Source organism: Rhizobium sp. BK060, from assembly GCF_014193145.1.
Taxonomy (GTDB): Bacteria; Pseudomonadota; Alphaproteobacteria; order Rhizobiales; family Rhizobiaceae; genus Rhizobium.
The window spans coordinates 44,468-63,131 of sequence record NZ_JACHYW010000021.1; the positions used below are offsets into that span (position 1 = coordinate 44,468).

Below are 18,664 nucleotides of genomic sequence, written 5' to 3' on the forward strand. Positions count from 1 at the left end.
TGGGCGTCGAAGCGTCGGATTTGCTGAAGCGATCGCCGCGGCAGCGACAGACGTGACCTGTCGAGACGAACGAATAGAGCAACTGATAAGCGGACTTCAGACGTTAGTGTCAGACAGTAGAAAACCCTCAAGTCAACGTCAGCTGATCGTGCATTTTCGGTGAGCGTCGAGGTCTAGTTGTCTTTGCGCGCCGCCGTAGCTCCCGCAGGTGGTCGTGGCGCGTCGACCAGCTCGGAGACAAAGTTCGTGAGAGGCACGATGTTTTCGTGCTGGCTCGCCTCCTTAAGGGCGTTCATGTACTCGTCACGGCGCGCGACAGGTATGACAGTCCACGGCGCTCCGCTTTCGGTCAGCAGGGCGTTCATCATGAAGCGCGCTATCCTCCCGTTTCCGTCCGGGAATGGATGAATGTAGGTGAATAGGAACGGGGCGAGGATTGCCTTCACGCGCGCATCGGATTCCTCCGAAATGCTCTCGAACAGTGCGTCCATGGCGTCGGCGATTGCATGCGGCGGTAAGGGGACATGCGAGGATCCCCGCAGATACACATTGTGCGATCGGTAACCCGCGAGTTGGTGCGCCTTGATGATACCCGCGTTTACCGAAGGGCTGAACATGGCTCGGAACCAATCCTGGGCCCGTGCCTCGAGCAGTTCGCCGGTAGGTGCTCCATCAAGGATCTTCCTGATGTCACCGCGCACCTCCTCAAAAGCCAGTCTGTATCCCTTGGCGGCGAGCGCGTTCTTGGTCTCGTAGTCCTGCGCGTCCTCGTCCGGTTTCCATTGACCGTCCTGTACCCTCCGGATCAGCTCTTCCGACACCTCGTAACCCTCGATCGAAAGCGAGTTCAGGGCGTCTGCCACATAACGCTCATCAATGTCCGCGATATATCCGTCACGGTCGTTAATACGCACTTGCTCGAATCCGATGTGATTGAGGGCGTCTTTCCCCATTTTCGCCCAGAGGTTCTTGATCCGGGTAGCGGACGGCGCCTGAGTTCGTCGCGCATCCAGCGTGACCAGATCGACTGCAGGGTCGAAAGGGTTGTCCTCGTGCGGGTTGTAGCCGGCCGATTCCAGCGTCTTGATGATCGTGTCCGCGTCCCTTGTCCTGCCGAGATGGCGCAGGGCTCCCGCGATGCGACCGCCAACGTGGCTCCGGCCGCCGTCCAGGAGGTATTGCAGCAGCGTGCTTGTTCCGCGGATTGAGCCAATGACCGCGATGACATCGGTCGCTGACGTTCTCCACGACTCCGGCGACAGGTTGCAGATCGCCTCCTCCATCGGCATCAATCTCAATCGCTGTCTCATCTCGGCGGGCTCGTTTTCCTTTGAGCGCAGCAGATAGAGCGACGTATTGCTCGGTAGTTTCACAAGTTGATTATTCGCCTTAGAGCTTCTGACGATGACCTGCCCGGGAATGGAATGATTTTCGGACCATAGAGCCACGGATGCCTCCGCGGACAACCGCCATTCACCCGCGAAGCGGTCGTCGAGATACCTGGCAACGAACTCCCAGTAGACTGTGCTCCAGGCCGCATCGATCCTGTTGTTGGCCGACGGTCGCGAGTTCACCGCAAGCCAGCCCTTCATAATTTCTTCGAGGAACCCATTGTCCTGTAGTCGCTCCCGGTGGACACGGCTGAGCTCTTCCGATTTCACCACCGATCGGGTGCCGTTCTGCGTCACTCCCCTCAGCTCAGCCAGGGATGCCGCGAGCAGTTCGTTGGGTTTCGCCATGTTGGCCTCCGGCGGTGTGCGAGTGGTAAACCACTACTTCCGTGCATTGCTGTTGCACTAATTTGATGTCCTTGACAAACACTAATATCTTGCATTTGAATCACACTAATTTCAAGTTATTGAACTACACTAGTTTTGCGAGTTTGAACTACACTAATTTCACGCCTTGGATTCAAACTAAAATTCGGCCTTGCCAAGAACCGTTTCGCAAGGCGCTTTGCGTCCCTCTTTTTCATGGTCATCGAATTTCGCGCCGCCATCCAAAAATCCTTTCAAAAACCGCTGCCTTACGATGGAGTATTGATTGTGAAGGGATTTTCACCTTGATTCGTCACGTGAGTCGGCGCGCTTGCGCAAACTTCCGTTTTTGAAAGGACCTCGATGCTGATCGGCTACGCCCGGGTGAGCAAGGGAGACCAGCAATCGAACAAGCAGGCACGTGCCCTGTCCGAGGCTGGCTGCAAGCGCCTGTTCGAGGAAAAGGCGTCCGGTGGGCGTTGGGATCGGCCAGAACTGCATCGTATGCTCGATCAGCTTGCGCGACGGCGACACCGTAAGCTCGACCCGAAGAAACGCCGCGAGATCGCCGAAAGCGTCTTGTGCGGACGCAAGAGCGGCGCCGAAATGGCGAGGCTTTACGATATCAGCGAACCGACCGTTTCGCGCATCGTCGCCGAACACCGCAAGAAACTGGAGACCAGCCGTGCCGACCAGTCATGACCTCAAGGGACTGATGAAGTTCCTCACCCGCGACGAATGGCGCGAATGCTTCGATGAAGTACTTTCTGACCATTTCGGGCCGATCCTGGATGCCGGCGATATGGATTTCGAGGATATTGTCGAAATCCTCGGTGAGGTTTGGGCCATGACGCTCTGGGGCTGCGCCTTCGAGGATTTCCTCACCCAGGACTTCGAGGTCGAGGGCGGCAACATCGTCGATGAATATCTCAAACGCCGCGGCTGGAAGGAAAACGCACAGGCAAAGGCTTACATGAAAGCGCTGCGGACCTCCGTCATGAGCCTGTATGAGGTCAGGGAGATCGAGCCGGGGAAGTCGCTCATCGCGCGCGACCTTATTCGCGGCGGCGAGCCGATCGCCGTCAGCGAGGGAACGGCGACGAAGACGCTGAAACAGTGGGACCGGATCGCCGCCCGCATCGTACCTGTTATGGGAAAGAATGTCTTCGCCGGCGGTCTTCTGCCCTTCACGCCGCAGGCCACCGACGCGCTGTTCGACGGCCTGCGACAGATGTTCGGCAAAAAGAATGCGAAGAAGCTACCGGTCATCAAGGACGACGATCTACAGGCGGCAGCCTCCATATTCACCCTGTCGTGGCTGTTCGACACACTTGAGCGTGCCATGGGCCTGCCAGCGATCCAGAACGGCGATGGAGATGATCTCGTATTCCACGATGTCAGGTTTCCCCTGGCGTCCGGAACTGCGCAGAAGGATGTTGCAGCATCGGTGAACACCATTGCCGGCATGTCGCAGGAAAACGCAAAATTCTGGAATTGGCTTGAGCAAGAGCCGAAGAACAAGGCCCGGAAGCGCACGAGCCAGGCCTTCGACACCACGATGGACAACGGCGCGCGCGTGCTGGGCAATATCGAATTGAAGGGAAAATTCCTGCATCTGTCGACCAACTCGGCCGAACGCGCTCAAAAAGGAACAACTCTGATCCAGCAGGCTCTCGGTGCTCTCGTTCGCGCGCCGCTCACCGAAATCCGCACGGTCGAACAGATGATGACCGAGCGGCCGGCCGGCAAAAAGGAAAACCCCGCATCTGACATCCCGCCCGAAATTGCCGAGCAGGTCATTCACCAGTTCATGGATCGACAATATCGTGAAACTCTTGATCAGCCGGTTGGAATGCTCGGCAACAAGACGCCGCGTCAGGCCGCGAAATCAGCCTCGGGCCGCCATAAGGTCGCCGAATGGCTCAAATATCTCGAAAACCAGTCTTTAAAGCAGCCCGACGCCGCAGACCCGATGGCAACTTACAGTTTCGAGTGGATGTGGCACGAACTCGGTGTCCTTGATCTTCGCCAATAACCGCTACCGTAGTTCTGTGGCCCAATAATGTACTGCGGCCTGGGCTGATGCTACCTCCCGAGGAGCGCTAGTTTTGCTACTGGAGTCTTCTCTCAATAGGACCGTACCGCATGCCGTGTAGAGCGGTGGTTCGATTACCATCGATGCCGAGTAACGACCGTCAAGGCATCATCTTCGTTTGTCAGCCCGCCGCCCCTTCCGACGACGGACCAACGGTTCTGTGTTAGTCTCTCTCCCAAACGTCGTAGATGCGATCTGTGGGAGCTACTCGGAGGGCTAATGGCGAGCGTTCCTGTCAAGCGGCGGCTGGCGGCAATCATGGCCACGGATGTCGTTGGTTATTCCCGCCTCATGGAGAGTGACGAAGAGGCGACCCTTGCTCTGGTCAAGGCGATGCAGGCCGACGTAATCACGCCGAACATAGAGCGCAACGGCGGCAGGATATTCAAGCTGGTTGGGGACGGAACTTTGTCTGTGTTCGATTCCGTCACGGGGGCAGTCGAATGCGCAATGGCAATCCAAGGCGAACTAGTTCACCGAGAGCCGGACGGCGGTCGCCTAACTCTCAGAATTGGGGTCAATCTTGCCGACGTTTTGGTCGACGGCACAGACTTGTTCGGTGACGGAGTGAATGTCGCTTCACGCGTTGAAGCAAGTGCCTTGCCCGGCGGCATATGCATTACCGATGGTGTCTACCACCAAATCGCCGCGCGGATCGGCGCGGAGTTCGTGGAGGGTGGAGACAAACGTCTGAAGAATATCGAGCGACCCGTTCGCGTCTGGCATTGGCAACCGCGTCACTCGGCCACGGAGAAAGCGGTGCCCTGGCGTGGTGCCGAATCGGCAGCATCGCGGGCCTCGGGGAAAGTCCTAGTCAGAGTTGCGGTCACGTCCTCGGCGCTTCCCCATCAGCAGGAGGCTCTGGGTCTGATCACCTCCAGCCTCGAACAGTTCCTCTCGGATCGGCACTGGATCGACGTCGCCTCCGCCTCGACGGCTGAAATGGGCAGCCGTTCCCACGACTACACGGTCAGCGTCGGCGTTCATGGGGCGGGTCCGTTCCGGTTGAACTTCAGGTTCCAGCACACCTGCGCCACGTCCATCCTCTGGTCGAGGGCCTTCGAGCTTCCTGCGGATTGCGATATCGACGCCATCGAATCGGTGGCGGCGGCGATCGTCTCGCTGGTCGTGGACAAAGTACTGTCCACTGCATCACAGGCCATTGCGAAGAAGCCGGAGGCTTCCTGGTCGGCATACGAGAATTTTCTGTACGGCAGGATGCTCGACGCGAAACATCTGCTGCCCGAAGCAGAACGCTTCTTCCAGAAAGCGACGGAACTCGATCCGGCGCTCATCGACGCGCATGCCATGTATGCCATTGCACTGACTTATTCCTTCTCCTCGGAAGGCGTGATCGAGCGACTGCATCGCGCCGAAGAAATCTCTCGCATTGGCCTGCGGCTCGACAATAACCATGCCTTCTCCCACTACGCCGCGGCATTGGTTCAATTGGCGATGCGAAACTACGATGGCGCGGAATCCCACTATGTCAAAGCACGCGACCTGGCGCCAGGCGACGTGGAGATCCGCGCCGATCATGCTGAGTTGCTGCACTACATCGGTGATCTGGGAAAGGCTGTAACCGAAATCGAGGAATGCTTCAGGAAGTCGAAATATCCGCCTGTGTGGTTCTGGACAGTCAGGGGTATTATCCGGTTTCAGCAAGGCCGTGTGGCTGATGCGGTCGAGGATTTCGAGAATATTCCCAAAAAGTCGTGGCGGACCCTGATCTTGCTTGCCGCAGCTCATGCTCTGCGCGGTGACGAAGTACGACGGCAGTACAATGAGGTGGAGGCGCGCAGCCTCCAGCCGCGGCTGAGCCCAGAGTTGGTGCAACGAACATTTCCCTATCGCGACGAAGGTGCACTTGCGAAGATCCTTGCCGCGTTCGGAACCGCCACCTAGGTGTTTTGATACATTCACACCGAACGCCGATAGCAGGCGCGACCCAATTGTCAGAGCTGGGTGAAATCGCGAGCCCGTCTGATATAATTTCGCGCTTGAGGGCCATCTCGTTTTTCAACCCGCCTTACGAGGAATTCGCCTTAGTTCCAGGAAAGTCTGTGCAACAGGAAATTGGGCAAGGCTCCATGCTGTTCGTAAAGAGCAGCTAGCAGTCCATGATCGGGATAGCCGTTCGGACATGCCTCGACGTGATGAACTCCGGTCATCACGAGCGCTGAGCGTATGCCGGCTCGATTGGCGCCGGAAATGTCGGTGGCGAGACTATCGCCAATCGCGATCACGGCGGTTGCCGGCAGATCGAGAACTCGTAGAGCGCTTTCATAGGCAAATGGTTCCGGCTTTCCGAAGCGGATCACCCTACCGCCGATTGCTTCGTATCGCGCAGCAAGCGAGCCAGCACAACGGATCCTTTGCTCGGCGAGCATGACCTCAAGGTCCGGGTTTGCGCAAACCATTGGCAATCCCTGCTGCCGCGCCTGCTGCAACAAAGAGTCGCTCTCCTCCATGTTGCCGGTCGCCAGGATGAAATCGGCTTCCTTGATCTCCGCGACACGCTCAAGCGCTAGCCCATCAAGAAGGTCTGCGAGATCGGGCGGCCCGGCGTGCCAATAGCGCCTGCCGCCAGGCGCTCGGGAGGTCCGCCCGCTACCACCAAGCGCCGCACGAGCCATCTCTCCCGAGGTGATAAGGCCCTGATAAAGATCAGGCCCGAGGCCCATGTTTAAAAGACGGGAGGCGACCGCAGCAGCGCGCCGCGGCGAATTGGACAGCAAGCATATGCGCATACCGGCCGCACGCATTCTGGTGAGCGCCTCGTGAACCGGTTCGTAAAGTGTTGCGCCGTCATGGATGACGCCGAAGATATCGAGTACCACGCCCCGAAAGGACTGAGCTATAGCCTTTATCGTTTGCTCATGCGGCAAGCGGCCAGTCTGCATCGGACTAATCCTCAAGATTGCGGCTGCGCTTAAGCGGCGCTGCAAGGTGAACAAGGACGGCCGTTAGAATAATACCTGCTCCGGCGATCGTTTCCGTTGCGGGCACCTCCGAAAACGCGAGCCACACCCACAGAGCCGATAGCGGCACTTCGGAAAGCGAGATCAGCGCGATTTCGGCAGGCTGCAACCCGCGTGACCCGATGGCGAAGAAGAGGAGCCCCAGCGTCATCTGCACAAGGGCGAAGCAGGCAAGGACAGCGCCCTGCCCTGCGGAAACCTCAAGTGAAGGGGCAAGCATCGCGCCGGCGATCCCGGCAAAGCCGTTGGACAGGGCCACCAGAAGCAGGCTCGATGATTGCGATCGCCCAAAAGCGATCGTCATCAACGCCATGAACGTCGTCATCAGAAGTGCAAGGCCGTCTCCCTCAATGCGCACACCGGATGATGCCGAGCCGGAAAAGATCACCGCAGTCCCAATTCCAGCCATCGCGCATAGGCCGGCAGTAGACAAGGATATAGGTTCCTTGATCGTCAGCCGCGCAAACAGTGTCGTCAGCAAGGGCAAGGAGCCGTGAATGACCGCGACGTTGGCGACGGAGGTCAGGCGCAGCGCCGGAATGAAGGCGAGCATCGCGGCGGCCGACAGCATGGCCGCAGCAAGACCAGCTCGATCGAGCTCCGTGACGCCTCGATTGGGCATGACCAGCATAAGTGCGCAGGTAAAAACGAGAGCAAAGAGGCTGCGCCAGAAGACGACCGCCCAGACGCCGGCCTCGATCAGGCCCATGAACAGGCCCGCGGTGCTGAAAAACACGGCGGACAACAGCGCGTGAAACTGGGCTCGTCGTTCTGCGCTCATGGGTGTCGTCCAGAAAGTGCCAAACGGTATCGGCGGGCGCATGAGGCACCGGTGCGGACCAGGATTTCCTGTGCCACGGTCGCGGCCGAGCGCGCCATATGTTCGGGCGGTGCCGTCGCACTGATGAAATCCACGAAGGCGCCGATGCGCGCGAGCTTGGCCGGTAGGTCGGTCAGGTCGATGGCGCAATATTCCATCGATACGCGTCCGATGACCGGCACGGAGCACCCGGCAAACTCAGCAGACAGGCGGTTCGCGACCTGCCAGGCGAGGCCATGCCTGTAGCCGATCGCGACGATACCGAGACAGGTCGGCCGATCTGCGAGAAATGTTCCCATATACCCGACGGGTTCGCCGCGCTGGACGTGTCGGATGTCGATCAGGCGGGCACTGAGCCGGACGACAGGTTTGAACGGATTTGGCTCGAGGCCGGCATTGTTGAGCCCGTAAAGTGCCGACCCAACGCGCACCCTGTCGAAATGATAGTCGACGCCGAGCGAAACACCTGCCGAGGCAACGAGACTGCGCGGTGTCGAAGGCGCCAGCATCGCGCACATGCCGACAAAACGGTCCTTCTGCAGTCGGTTGCGCGGGTTTCCAGCGTCATCGGCGCAGGCAAGATGGCTCATCACCAGTTCCGGCACCTGCAGCTTTGCGTGAAGGAGCGAACGAACCTCGTCAAACCTCAGGCCAAGCCGCCCAAAGCCGGTTTCGAGATTAAGAATATAGGGGATTGCCGCCGACGTGGCCTGAGCCACCTCGGCCAGCGTGTTGCAGACCGGTGTGAGGCGGCTTTCCCGATAAGCTTCGAGGCTGCCCTTTCGCAAGCCTTCGAGAATGGCAATGTCGGCCTGCGTCAGAAGACGGCGGACGCGGATTGCTTCCTTTATGCTCGCGACGAAGAAGCTCGTGCAACCGGCGTCCCAAAGCGGTCCGATCACCCGCTCAAGTCCCAGCCCATAGGCGTCACTCTTGACGACCGCGCTAACGCCCACAGCCGGCCCCACCAATGACCGCATCACCAAGAAATTGGTTTGGATCGCCGTCAGGTCGACGGATAAGACAGGCTTATATGATCGCATGAACAACTACCTGTGATGGTGCCGATGGCACGTCGTATCTAATGGTTGCAATCTACAGCGGACAAGCGCATGATGCAATCATTAGATGCGCAGACAATCATTTATCCGCTATGCGAGTATATGGAGACGACAGATGGCACGGACCGAGCATCGCAAGAAGATCCTGATTATCGGACAAGGCGTCCTTGGCGGGGACGTTCTCGACTTCCTGCTGCAGAGCGGGGCAGATCTCGAGGTCACCGTTGGCGCCCGCGATCCTGACAGGGCGCTTCATCGCGTCAATCTGGCGCGCTACACAGCCATGAACCTTGGTTTCTCGAACGCCGTCGACATCGTTTCGATCGATCTCATGAACGTCGAAGCAACGGCCGAGCGTCTGTTGCGGATAAAGCCTGACATCGTCTTCAACGCCACGACCCTACATAGCTGGTGGGTGATTACGAAGCTCCCCCAGGACGCGTTCAAGCGCCTCGACGAGGCGCGCGGCGGTATTTGGACGCCGATGCATCAGGTTCTGATCCGCAGACTGATGAAAGCCGTTCGGCTGGCCAACTGCGATGCGGTTGTCGTCAATGCCTCCTATCCCGATGTTGTCAATGCTTCACTTGCCGCCGAAGGATTGGCCCCCGCCGTTGGCATCGGCAACATCGCCAATGCCGTTCCTGGCATCCGGCTTGCTGCCGCCCACATGCTGGCGCTGCCGCCGGCATCGATCGAGATCAGGTTCTTCGCGCATCATTATCTCAGCTATCGGATGCCGAGCACCGGAGGAACGGACGGCGCACCCTACCACTTGAGCGTTTATGCGAACGGGCTGGAGGTGCCCCGCGAAGAGATCGATCACGCCGCGCTTTTCTCACTGGTTGCCGGACGGTTTCGTCGGGTGAAAGGTCTCGCAGGACAGTCGGTCACGGCCTCGTCGGCCACCGCCATGCTTTTGGCGCTTGCGCGCCGATCGGGAGACGTCGTCCACGCCCCGGGACCCTTCGGCCTGGTCGGCGGATATCCGGTGAGGGTTTCTCCGGACGGCTTGCTCGTCGATCTTCCCGCCAATCTCAGTCTCGACGAAGCGATCGCGATCAATCGAGAATGCCAGCGCTACGACGGCATCGAGAGCGTTGACGACGATGGAACCGTTCGTTTTACCGACATGGCTGCCGGCGTTTTAAACGAGGTGCTCGGCTATGACCTTCAGGCCTACCGGCCGCAGGAATGCGAGATGCGTGCCGAGGAATTGGCGGCACACTTTGCGCAGTTTGCCCGCGCCAATGGAATGCTGGATGCAAGGGCAAGCTGAACAGGATCTAGACATCTGCCGGGTGCAGCATTCTGATAACGCGGTAATCTGTCTGGTCCGGCCGACCGATCGCGACCATCGCCTCTCGCCGGCCGCAGTCGAATATGACCGAGAAGGCTGTGGCGGTCGGTTCACGGACCGACGGCGATTTGCAGATCGCGTCAGGCGCGCCGGACCGATCTCTCAGCAGTGCCGCGAGGTCGTTGATATCAGCCAATTCGAATTGACGCGCGGCCCGAAGGCGAGAGCGGCTCGACGGATAATGGCGGGCGACCTCTTCCACGTCCTCCCACATGGCAGGTTTGGGGAAAAGCGGATGGTTCGTATGAACGACGCTGCGGAAAGCCCGGTCGGTTAATCCGGCCGAAGGCCCCACTTCGACCGCACGCAGACCGCCATGTGCGTCACCGAGCAGAAAGCATCGGCCGGACATGTGTGGATGTGCGCGAAGAATGGCAACCGCGCCGTCGACGCTGTTTTGCTCCAGCATCATGCGCCGGATCACCAGGCTCGGCAGACCGTCCTGCGATGTGTCGAGTATGAGATCGTTGTTGACCAAAGCGAGGCCATGCCCATTCATGCCAACCCAGCCAAGGGTGCCTGCCGACGCGATGGTTACAAGCGACTGTGCACCTTCGTGAATGAAGACCGCCAAATGGCGCTCGGCGCCGGCCGGGGCATCCCAGTTCTGGGCAACGACGGCACCGCCAGGCTGCACCAGTCCGACCGACGTGCATCCGCTCTGACCCTCGCCAAAATACTCGAAGGCCGAGAGCAGCAAAACGCTCTGCGTCGAGAGCTCAGTTGCCTCGGCAATGCCGTCCAGTTCGCCGACGATATTCATAGCAACGTTCGATAGCTGATCAAGGCAAACAGCCGCACGGGCCTGCGCCAGGTTCCAGCGTGCATCGTCCATCGACCGCCGCAGCGTCGTGACGGCCTCCAGGATCATGCCGCGCAATTTCAGGCCATGTTGGCGTCCGCGCTCTTTCGGCGATCCCCGGAGTGTAATAATGGGCATTTGATCCTGGGTCACCGCACAGCTCGGAATGGGTTAGGCTGGCATATCCATATTGTGGATCTTACCTTTGATCCAGTCGTTGCCCGTGTAGATTGTGCGAAACTTCAATGCAGCGTGGCGTGGCCTTGGTAGGGAGCGGCTGTTCGGGCCGCAGTAGCTGCTGCCCGCAAAGGGGATGGATTGACCAGAATGGACTGGATCGTCCCGATCCTGCCGACACGCAAGCAGACCAACCCGCACTCAGTGGATCGGCGCGAAGGCTGAGGGCACAACTCCCCAGCTTGTCCGCTCCATTCCTAAGCCACCAACAACGCTGGCTTGTCACTCATGTGATGCGGCGCCTATATTTCTGTCGCTATGGACAAAACGTTCGTCACAGCGCGTGAAGATCGGCCTGGAGAAGCGTGGCTGTCGCGGTTCGTCGCCGGGCGAGCGGAGGCCGAGAAATGGTATTTCGGCCAGGCTGTGGCGCAAACCCCAACAGTCAAAGACTGCCGCGCTGCCTTGCGCCATCATATGCCCGAGTTGATGCCTTTCTACGAGAGCGCGTGTGCCCTTGTTGGAGATAATGAGGTGGCGCATCGGATGCTCAGTCACTACCGGCCCGCGCCCGAACGCTTTGGCTGCAGTCAGGCTGTCTGGCTGGGACGCGAAGGTCCCGCACTCGTCCGGAACTTCGACTATCCCCCCGATATCGTTTCGGATCGCTTTGAGATGACCACCTGGTCGAACTTGCGGGTGATCTCCAAGGCACAGCGGCCATGGGGAGGTTGCGTGGACGGCATGAATGAGGATGGACTTGTAGCCAGCGTCACTCTCGGCGGGAGCCGCGCTCAGGGCGTCGGTTTCTCGATAATCCTGGTGATCCGTTACATCCTTGAGACCTGTCATCGGGTTGACCAGGCTGTGGAAGCGCTATGCCGAATACCGGTCGCACTTCCGCAGAACGTCACCGTCCTCGATCGTTCCGGCCGATATGCCACCCTGTTTGTCGGCCCTCACCAGCGGCCAATCATTTCGCGCTTGAAGGCATGCACCAACCATCAGCGGACAATCAGGCCGTCATTGTCTTCACTGGCACGTCAGATGGCCATTCATCAGGCACTCGAGGACCCGAGCATGTCCCTTTCGCGATTGACCGATTTATTTCTTCTGCCACCGCTATACTCCAGGAGTGCCTCATCGCCCACTCTCTACACGGCCATTTACCGGGCAGCGGAAGGACGGGTCGATTATATCTGGCCGGGCAAACGTTGGTCCCAAAGCTTCCTGGATTTCCACGAAGGTGCGTACACGCACAGCTTTGCGTAGGCTTTTGCAGCACAGGCAGCATAGGCCGCCCTCATCCGGCATCCAGGTTCCACGCGTGCAAGCAGGGTTGAAGATCTGCAACTCGACTATTGAAAGGGCCTTGTCGCAAGGAATGCCAGCGCGAGACGATCTCCAAGGCGCAAGGACAGGACCTCCGACTAGCCTCGACGATTGCTGGAGCGCTGTTGGGACAGCCGGTCAGGACGTCGTCGATCCGCCGAGATTTACGTCCCTGCCGCCAAGGTGTACAAGCATCAGTAGCATCCTGCGTATTGCAACCGCCTCACGTCGACATGTTGGTCAGTCCACCTGTTGATCCGAGATCAATTTGCGAGCGACTTTCGATGAGCCTCTTCCCGACAGCAATTTTGACCGATTTCTTGCAGGCATGTGAGGGAAATGTTGATAGAGGCCAGTTGATGGCCGCCGTTGAGGGGGCGACGTGTCAGCTTGGAGTAGAACACTTCGCGGCGGCATTCCTGCCCCTGGTCCATGAGCGGCTCGACTCCTACTTCATTTGGGAGAACTGGCCGAGCCCGTGGTTTGACCGCTATCTGAAATGCAACTATTTCCACTCCGATCCGGTCGTGCGGTTTGTCCGGCGATCCGGGCGCCCGATGATCTGGTCCCAATCGCTGAAGCTGCAACACCTGTCATCGAAGTCGAAGCGGATCATGGACGAGGCAAGCGATTTTGGTCTCGTCGACGGGGTCACCATCCCGCTTCACTCGCAACATGGAATAGCTGGCGTCTTCTCGGTTGCAGGCAGGCGCCCGAAGTTCACGCCGCAAGAAGTCACGCTGTTGGAATTCGTTGCGACACACGCTCACCGTCGTCTGCTTGACCTGGCTGCATCGCCCGTCCGGCCGTCGGAAGATCTCACAGTCACCAGAACCGAGAGCCAATGCCTGACGTTGTGCGCCTCTGGCAAGACCGATCGAGAAATTGGGACCCTGACCGGCCGATCTCCTCGCACGATCCAGGCGCATATTCATAACCTTCAGCGCAAGCTTGGCGCCACCAACCGCGCCCGACTTATTGCCGAAGCGTTTCGCAGGGGCTTGCTACGCTGAAAAATACGACTTTTTACGAATAGATTTTGCTTATCCGTGGTTGCATCCTTATCACGTGCACGCGGAGGCTTTGGAATGTTGAGGATTATTCGTGGAGCAGACGATCCTGAGCTTATGGAGCAGGTCTGGCTTTTCCGGCACAAAAGGTTCGTCGAGCAACTGGGCTGGGAAGAACTTCGCAGAGAAGATGGCCGCGAGCGGGATCAGTTCGATACTGCGGATGCCATACATGCTGTTTTGGTTCACCGCGGGAGAATAGTTGGATATTCAAGGCTCATTCCAACAACACGCCCTCATTTCGCGAGCAGCCTGCGTCGCAGTTTGTCGGCCAGACTGCCCTTCGGGCCTTCAATATTCGAGTGGAGCCGCTGCGCAACGGCTCTTGATGCGCCCCCGGTTGGCGGTCATGCTGCTTCTGATCTCTTGATGACCGGCGTCCTCGAATGCCTTGTGCAGATGAACGCCAGGGCGATCGTTTTCGTCACGTACACGCCCCTTGTCAAAATGATGCGGCGGCGCGGATATCCCGTGCAATGTCAGGACATCGTTTCGCTCAAGAACGGTGAGCGGGTTGAGATTGTCTCCTCGAGCTTGCCGCCGAAGCTCCTTTCCCTGCATCGCAAAAGGCACGGTATCAAGCAATCATTGCTCGTTTGGGGGCGTGAGGGCACGGCCACTCCGCAGCGTCCTCCGACGGCTGCGTAGCGCAGGTGCGAGGCGGTGGTCCGCCGCAGGAAGTCCCTGCTGGATGATGGCGATGCCCGCCGCTTCGCGATCGCGACCGTTCATGCGGAGACCTCACAACTGCTCAGAATCATCGAGGAGATCTGTCATCGCCATCCCCCGAATGATGACCTGCATTTCGTCCGATATCTGCTGCGCATGATTGTCGTTGAGACGAAACGGAGTATGGGTCCCGACGATCCTTGAGGACCATTGACGCCTGCCGGTGCGATGCATCCGCGAATGTTAGGACACCCTCCTAAAGTTCTTTGCAAACGTGAATCCTGTTGATAGACTACAACTCAGGCGATGTAATCGCCTTGGGGCGTGGAAACCCCATTCAAGCTTATTGCTCTTCATTTGAGCGTATTCTTCGCGACCAATTCGTCGGGGAGCCTATGGCGTATGCAAGAGGCGTTCGCGCTAAAGACCATGGGGCCGCCAGCTTGACGGTTTTTCCATCTCCCCGGCTTCTGGTTGCCAGCTTGTCTGGCCAGCGGGAGCGCTTTTCATGTTGCAGAAAACATTGGCTGATGCTGCATCGACCCTGACCGATGCCACAAATGAAACTACCGCCCAGCATATTGCTGATATCGAAGTCGGCAAACGCATCAAGAAACGAAGGCAGCAACTCAGGCTGTCTCAAACCGCGCTTGGCGCCGCTGTGGGCGTGTCGTTTCAGCAGATCCAGAAGTACGAGCGAGGCGCCAATCGCGTGAGCTCGTCGACCCTTTACGAGATCGCGCATGTGCTCGAGACACCAATCACCTATTTCTTTGAAAGCCTGACCCAACGTTTGACGCCGGCAAATTGTGAACTGGCCCGCAAGGCAGCCGTCAGGGAAGAGTTCGTCGCTACCGATGAGGGCCAGCGATTGGTGGACGCCTTTCTCGCAGTTCCAAAAAAAATGCGGCCCAAGTTCATTTCGCTGCTGGCAACGTTTTCAAAAGAGCTTTGATGGCGCCATATCGGATAGGCAATGATAAGGCGGTGAGGATTTTAGGGGACCCATTGCTGCCGGACGCAATGACCGGCAGCGCGCGATCCGCGTATCATCGCAATTTCGTCGACAAAGACCCTCTAAGCACCACCAGGGGCTTTTTGAAGCGCGAATATCGAATCCAGGATCGTTGCGACCGTGCGTAAGGTCTCAGGCGGAAGAGCCTGTATCATCCTCGTGATGCGCCGACGTTCCAGGGCTTCTTCCCTCGTATTACCCCAAAGATGGGGAGCAGCATCGAAAAGCAGATCATCTGGAAAAATGCCAAGCACTTCGCAAAGGTGTAGGACCTGCGTGGCGTGGAGCTTTGTCACCGCCCGCTCATAGCGTCCGTAGACCGCCTCGATCGAGCCGATAAGCATGGCGAGCTCGGCCCGCGACAAGTCTTTCTGTTTGCGAAACTTACTCAATGCTTCGGCGATGGTTTCATCCATCGCCTGTGTAGAGGCAATTCCGTCAAATCCGGGGCGGCGATAGACAGGTCGATCCACCTTCGCGTCGGCGGTTGGCTCGAGTCCTGCCTCGGTGATGTAGCTGTCAGTCCTTGCCGTCATGCATTCCCGCTCAAATCGATGGCTTGGTTTATAGCACTCATCCGGCGATTGGCCATCTGGTTTTGCCAACTTGTAACGGCGCTCGACGAGCTGCTTTTCCAGCTGGGTATTTCGATGAGGTGCGTTTCAAAGAAAGGGTAACGATGTGAGAGCCGAACTGTTGAGACGGATCAGGGCACACGAACGTTCTTTATTGCTGATGATCGAAATGAACGGAGGCTTCGCCGGCAGCAACGCCACACGCTTTCAACGAGACGAGGTGCTTGCGAGCGAAGCGGCCACAAGAAATGACCTGATCGACTGGGAAGCACCGACAGCCCCTCTTGCTGTCGAAAAATTACTTCACCTTCTTGCACATGTCCTCGTCGGGAAGATCGCATTCGACGAAGAGGCGCTGGCAAAAATACAGGCGCAATGCCGGGGCTTTCAACGCAAGGCTAAAAATTAACTCCAAGAGGCGAACGCCGCCTGGTCGATCGCGACTTTCGACGCCGGCCACCTTCAGGCAGACGTTGTGATCTTCTTATCTGGGAAAGGATGAGAGCATAGAAACTGGTAGCGCGAATAGTTTGTCGCCGAACACTAACACCTGGTCGCCCATATAAATTACCAAGCCAAGAAAGTCCCATTTTTTTGCGGGCCCCGCCTTAAAGGCGTGAAAATTCTTAAAGTCGCTTGATGAAATCGTCGATGAGGCTTTCATCTCGAAGCCCACCAGCATGTTTCCATTTTCCGCAACGATATCGACTTCTTTTCCACCGCGATCACGCCAGTGGAAAAGCCGCCATTCATCATGTTGAAGCGGCAGGGATTTTAGCAATTCGGTATACACGTAAGTTTCGAACAGTGAACCAAGTGGCGCTTGATCCTTTCCCAGACCAAAATCGCTGGCCGTCAATCCGCGTAGCGCGGCAGCGATTCCGGTATCGATAATGTGCGATTTTGGATGCCTTACATCGCGACCCGTCTCGCCTGACGACCAAGCGGGTAACCTCGCAACGAGCGAAAGGCGCTCGAGAATATCCAGATAGTCAGCGGCAGTATGGCGTTTGAGGCCGACCTTCTCCCCGAGTTCGACGAGGTTAAGCTCGCTCCCGGTCCTAATCGCTCGTTGGTCGACCAGTCTACGCATTGCGTCTGTTCTGCGTATCTTCATTACATCTGCGACGTCTCTGTCAACGATGGTATCAATATACTCCCTGTATCGGCGTTGACGCGAACGCTCGGGCAGCGGTCGAATTTCTGGATAGCCGCCGCGGATGATGCGATCGATAAGTTCATCCCTGGCTATCGGCTGGCAGTTTGGGAGTGATCCAGGTTCTCCGCTGGCCTTTGCCCAATCCAGCAATTGGCATGGTCCAGATTCGTTGATTTCGGCCGCGCTTAGAGGAAGCATTTTAATGGTCTGAACTCGGCCTGCCAGCGAGTCCATGATTTCCATCGAGACAAAAATATTGGATGAACCCGTAAGCACAAATTGGCCCATTCTCCGATTTTCATCGACAATTCTTTTCAATGTCAGGGCAATTTTTTTAGATCGCTGAACCTCATCGATAATTATTGGCTCGCCCTTTGCGGACGTGATCAGCGATTGAAGCTGGCCCTGTGGGTCCGCTTCAATCGCTGAGAGAATATTTTCATCATCGAATGTAACGAATTGACCGGTCCCTAACATGTCCCGCACCAAGGTCGTCTTTCCCGTCTGTCGAGGGCCAATCAAGTTGACGACGCGGGCACTTACCAGGGCATCTTCAAGCTCCGTTTTTAGGTGGCGATCGTAAAGACCGTGCGTCATGTTTGCCATTGCCGTCTTTCAAATTAGCTAGATCATCGGCCCGTCTGGATTTTAGCGAAATGGCCGATACATGTTAGACAAAATGGCCGATAGAGGCGTGCAAAATGGCCGTTATCATCTATGCGAAATGGCCGTTAGGCGTCAAGCGAAGTGGCCGTTAGGTATCAAGCGAAATGCGGATAAGTTGTTCAGGCTCCAAGGGCTGCCCTTGTGGCATTTGCATCCCCCTGTCATGGTTTTGTCCTCGGGTCAGCCCACATGCCGAAGCCCTGGCGGCCAATCCTTTCGGCCTCGGCGAGGTCGGGACGCATGAGTGAGCCATCCGCCTTCCTTGCCAAACGAAGCGCCCCTAAGGACAGCAAATCCTCTTCGAAATTGACGATGCTGTCGAGCGACCCCGGGAAGAAGTAGTAGCCGAAGCAGGTTACATCCTGCCTTGCCGCATTCTCCTCGGTAAGAAAGGCCCGGCAAAGGATGACCTTTGGGTATTTGAGAAGGATTTTCAGTTGCTGCTGGGCAAATTCTTCGCAGCTGCCGGAAAAGCCTTCCTTTTGGTTGACCATCTCTCCCTGGCAAGGCTCCACGCCATAAAGATGCAAGGTGGTCTTGCTGTCGACCATGATCTCGTTAGGCGAGCTGGCGCGAAACCCGATCGCTGAGGCGTATCCCTTTCGGGAAACGACGGTCCTGCCCCCGTCGTAATACTCAACCACCAGAACCATTTTTCCGGGAGCAGCAAGAGACTTGATGTAGGCGGGTTCGCCAGCAGCAAAGGCGCGAGAGCCGAGCGCCGCAAGCACCATCGCGGTCGCGATTACAGCGTCTCGAACCAACACAGTTTTCGCCATCCGCATATCCTCCCGACGATGTCCAATGCATTTCGCATCCATATTATAGACTATAACAGTTCATTTTTTGAATTGACAACAGGTCTTTTTTGGTGTCGTTTGACCCCAGACGGAACGCAGGGGTGAGCTGATGACCAACAAGTTCCAGGCATCTTTGATTGCGACGGCGGCATGCCTTCATTCGCTGGCAGATCAAGCCAAATCGGCAGATAACAACGATTTACCAGTCGCTTACGAGCAACATCTTGACGATGCATTCCCGCCGCCGCGCCTCGACAGGCCATGGACGGCGCAGCTCGGAATCAAGAGGGAAGGCCTTCTGGCACCAGCGCGGCCACTCGTCAGC

Annotated in this window: 17 protein-coding genes; 9 read left to right on the forward strand and 8 right to left on the reverse strand. The window is 57.6% G+C overall.

Annotated features, from left to right (window positions below; translation table 11 throughout):
- Nucleotides 1-173 precede the first annotated feature (173 nt).
- Complete coding sequence (locus FHT71_RS21750; protein ID WP_183721908.1) at nucleotides 174-1,739, reverse strand: Fic family protein; 1,566 nt, start codon at nucleotides 1,737-1,739, stop codon at nucleotides 174-176.
- 381 nt (nucleotides 1,740-2,120) lie between these two features.
- Between FHT71_RS21750 and FHT71_RS21755 the strand changes: the two genes are divergently transcribed.
- The 3 genes from FHT71_RS21755 to FHT71_RS21765 all read left to right on the forward strand — a co-directional run bounded on the left by FHT71_RS21755 (nucleotide 2,121) and on the right by FHT71_RS21765 (nucleotide 5,757).
- Nucleotides 2,121-2,459 (forward strand): recombinase family protein, encoded by a 339-nt coding sequence (locus FHT71_RS21755; protein ID WP_132593812.1) that lies wholly within the window; start codon nucleotides 2,121-2,123, stop codon nucleotides 2,457-2,459.
- Complete coding sequence (locus FHT71_RS21760; protein WP_183721911.1) at nucleotides 2,443-3,792, forward strand: hypothetical protein; 1,350 nt, start codon at nucleotides 2,443-2,445, stop codon at nucleotides 3,790-3,792. Before FHT71_RS21755 ends, FHT71_RS21760 begins: the two co-directional genes overlap by 17 nt.
- A 279-nt stretch (nucleotides 3,793-4,071) precedes the next feature.
- Nucleotides 4,072-5,757, forward strand: a complete 1,686-nt coding sequence (locus tag FHT71_RS21765) for an adenylate/guanylate cyclase domain-containing protein (protein ID WP_183721914.1) — start codon at nucleotides 4,072-4,074, stop codon at nucleotides 5,755-5,757.
- 140 nt (nucleotides 5,758-5,897) lie between these two features.
- On the opposite strand, the gene FHT71_RS21770 is transcribed toward FHT71_RS21765, so the two are convergent.
- The 3 genes from FHT71_RS21770 to alr are packed head-to-tail and all read right to left on the reverse strand — an operon-like array spanning nucleotide 5,898 to nucleotide 8,696.
- A complete protein-coding gene (locus tag FHT71_RS21770; RefSeq protein WP_132593818.1) occupies nucleotides 5,898-6,755 on the reverse strand; it encodes a TIGR01459 family HAD-type hydrolase in 858 nt (285 codons plus the stop codon).
- A gap of 4 nt (nucleotides 6,756-6,759) precedes the next feature.
- Nucleotides 6,760-7,614 (reverse strand): DMT family transporter, encoded by an 855-nt coding sequence (locus FHT71_RS21775; protein ID WP_132593820.1) that lies wholly within the window; start codon nucleotides 7,612-7,614, stop codon nucleotides 6,760-6,762.
- Nucleotides 7,611-8,696 (reverse strand): alanine racemase, encoded by a 1,086-nt coding sequence (gene alr, locus FHT71_RS21780; RefSeq protein WP_132593822.1) that lies wholly within the window; start codon nucleotides 8,694-8,696, stop codon nucleotides 7,611-7,613. Before alr ends, FHT71_RS21775 begins: the two co-directional genes overlap by 4 nt.
- 133 nt (nucleotides 8,697-8,829) lie before the next feature.
- On the opposite strand from alr, the gene FHT71_RS21785 reads away from it, so the two are divergent.
- Complete coding sequence (locus tag FHT71_RS21785; protein ID WP_183721917.1) at nucleotides 8,830-9,993, forward strand: hypothetical protein; 1,164 nt, start codon at nucleotides 8,830-8,832, stop codon at nucleotides 9,991-9,993.
- 7 nt (nucleotides 9,994-10,000) lie between these two features.
- On the opposite strand, the gene FHT71_RS21790 is transcribed toward FHT71_RS21785, so the two are convergent.
- Nucleotides 10,001-11,014 carry a C45 family peptidase gene (locus tag FHT71_RS21790; protein WP_183721920.1) on the reverse strand — a complete coding sequence of 338 codons (1,014 nt, stop codon included), beginning with the start codon at nucleotides 11,012-11,014 and terminating at the stop codon, nucleotides 10,001-10,003.
- A gap of 357 nt (nucleotides 11,015-11,371) precedes the next feature.
- Between FHT71_RS21790 and FHT71_RS21795 the strand changes: the two genes are divergently transcribed.
- The 4 genes from FHT71_RS21795 to FHT71_RS21810 all read left to right on the forward strand — a co-directional run bounded on the left by FHT71_RS21795 (nucleotide 11,372) and on the right by FHT71_RS21810 (nucleotide 15,079).
- Nucleotides 11,372-12,325 carry a C45 family autoproteolytic acyltransferase/hydolase gene (locus FHT71_RS21795; protein ID WP_132593828.1) on the forward strand — a complete coding sequence of 318 codons (954 nt, stop codon included), beginning with the start codon at nucleotides 11,372-11,374 and terminating at the stop codon, nucleotides 12,323-12,325.
- Between the two features lie 419 nt (nucleotides 12,326-12,744).
- Entirely contained in the window at nucleotides 12,745-13,398 is a 654-nt protein-coding gene (locus FHT71_RS21800) for a LuxR family transcriptional regulator (protein WP_132593830.1), read from the forward strand.
- A 114-nt stretch (nucleotides 13,399-13,512) separates the two neighbouring features.
- A complete protein-coding gene (locus FHT71_RS21805) occupies nucleotides 13,513-14,103 on the forward strand; it encodes an acyl-homoserine-lactone synthase (RefSeq protein ID WP_246699494.1) in 591 nt (196 codons plus the stop codon).
- A 529-nt stretch (nucleotides 14,104-14,632) separates the two neighbouring features.
- Nucleotides 14,633-15,079 (forward strand): helix-turn-helix transcriptional regulator, encoded by a 447-nt coding sequence (locus FHT71_RS21810; protein WP_132593832.1) that lies wholly within the window; start codon nucleotides 14,633-14,635, stop codon nucleotides 15,077-15,079.
- 122 nt (nucleotides 15,080-15,201) lie between these two features.
- Here the strand turns inward: FHT71_RS21810 and FHT71_RS21815 are convergent, their stop codons facing one another.
- Nucleotides 15,202-15,744, reverse strand: coding sequence for a helix-turn-helix transcriptional regulator (locus FHT71_RS21815; protein ID WP_245505550.1), 543 nt, complete (start codon nucleotides 15,742-15,744; stop codon nucleotides 15,202-15,204).
- Nucleotides 15,745-15,820: 76 nt separating this feature from the next.
- Here FHT71_RS21815 and FHT71_RS21820 point away from each other — a divergent pair, with 76 nt between their 5' ends.
- A complete protein-coding gene (locus FHT71_RS21820) occupies nucleotides 15,821-16,123 on the forward strand; it encodes a hypothetical protein (RefSeq protein ID WP_132593834.1) in 303 nt (100 codons plus the stop codon).
- 75 nt (nucleotides 16,124-16,198) lie between these two features.
- On the opposite strand, the gene FHT71_RS21825 is transcribed toward FHT71_RS21820, so the two are convergent.
- Nucleotides 16,199-17,479 carry an ATP-binding protein gene (locus FHT71_RS21825; protein ID WP_246718079.1) on the reverse strand — a complete coding sequence of 427 codons (1,281 nt, stop codon included), beginning with the start codon at nucleotides 17,477-17,479 and terminating at the stop codon, nucleotides 16,199-16,201.
- A gap of 221 nt (nucleotides 17,480-17,700) precedes the next feature.
- Nucleotides 17,701-18,273 carry a hypothetical protein gene (locus FHT71_RS21830; RefSeq protein WP_165933185.1) on the reverse strand — a complete coding sequence of 191 codons (573 nt, stop codon included), beginning with the start codon at nucleotides 18,271-18,273 and terminating at the stop codon, nucleotides 17,701-17,703.
- Nucleotides 18,274-18,664: the final 391 nt, after the last annotated feature.

What these genes read in the sequence shown, in the direction of transcription:
- FHT71_RS21750 (WP_183721908.1), bottom strand. Translation starts at nt 1,739, where the DNA reads ATGGCGAAACCCAACGAACTGCTCGCGGCATCCCTGGCTGAGCTGAGG.
- FHT71_RS21755 (WP_132593812.1), top strand. Translation starts at nt 2,121, where the DNA reads ATGCTGATCGGCTACGCCCGGGTGAGCAAGGGAGACCAGCAATCGAAC.
- FHT71_RS21765 (WP_183721914.1), top strand. Translation starts at nt 4,072, where the DNA reads ATGGCGAGCGTTCCTGTCAAGCGGCGGCTGGCGGCAATCATGGCCACG.
- FHT71_RS21770 (WP_132593818.1), bottom strand. Translation starts at nt 6,755, where the DNA reads ATGCAGACTGGCCGCTTGCCGCATGAGCAAACGATAAAGGCTATAGCT.
- FHT71_RS21775 (WP_132593820.1), bottom strand. Translation starts at nt 7,614, where the DNA reads ATGAGCGCAGAACGACGAGCCCAGTTTCACGCGCTGTTGTCCGCCGTG.
- alr (WP_132593822.1), bottom strand. Translation starts at nt 8,696, where the DNA reads ATGCGATCATATAAGCCTGTCTTATCCGTCGACCTGACGGCGATCCAA.
- FHT71_RS21785 (WP_183721917.1), top strand. Translation starts at nt 8,830, where the DNA reads ATGGCACGGACCGAGCATCGCAAGAAGATCCTGATTATCGGACAAGGC.
- FHT71_RS21790 (WP_183721920.1), bottom strand. Translation starts at nt 11,014, where the DNA reads ATGCCCATTATTACACTCCGGGGATCGCCGAAAGAGCGCGGACGCCAA.
- FHT71_RS21795 (WP_132593828.1), top strand. Translation starts at nt 11,372, where the DNA reads ATGGACAAAACGTTCGTCACAGCGCGTGAAGATCGGCCTGGAGAAGCG.
- FHT71_RS21800 (WP_132593830.1), top strand. Translation starts at nt 12,745, where the DNA reads ATGGCCGCCGTTGAGGGGGCGACGTGTCAGCTTGGAGTAGAACACTTC.
- FHT71_RS21805 (WP_246699494.1), top strand. Translation starts at nt 13,513, where the DNA reads ATGGAGCAGGTCTGGCTTTTCCGGCACAAAAGGTTCGTCGAGCAACTG.
- FHT71_RS21810 (WP_132593832.1), top strand. Translation starts at nt 14,633, where the DNA reads ATGTTGCAGAAAACATTGGCTGATGCTGCATCGACCCTGACCGATGCC.
- FHT71_RS21825 (WP_246718079.1), bottom strand. Translation starts at nt 17,479, where the DNA reads ATGGCAAACATGACGCACGGTCTTTACGATCGCCACCTAAAAACGGAG.
- FHT71_RS21830 (WP_165933185.1), bottom strand. Translation starts at nt 18,273, where the DNA reads ATGGTGCTTGCGGCGCTCGGCTCTCGCGCCTTTGCTGCTGGCGAACCC.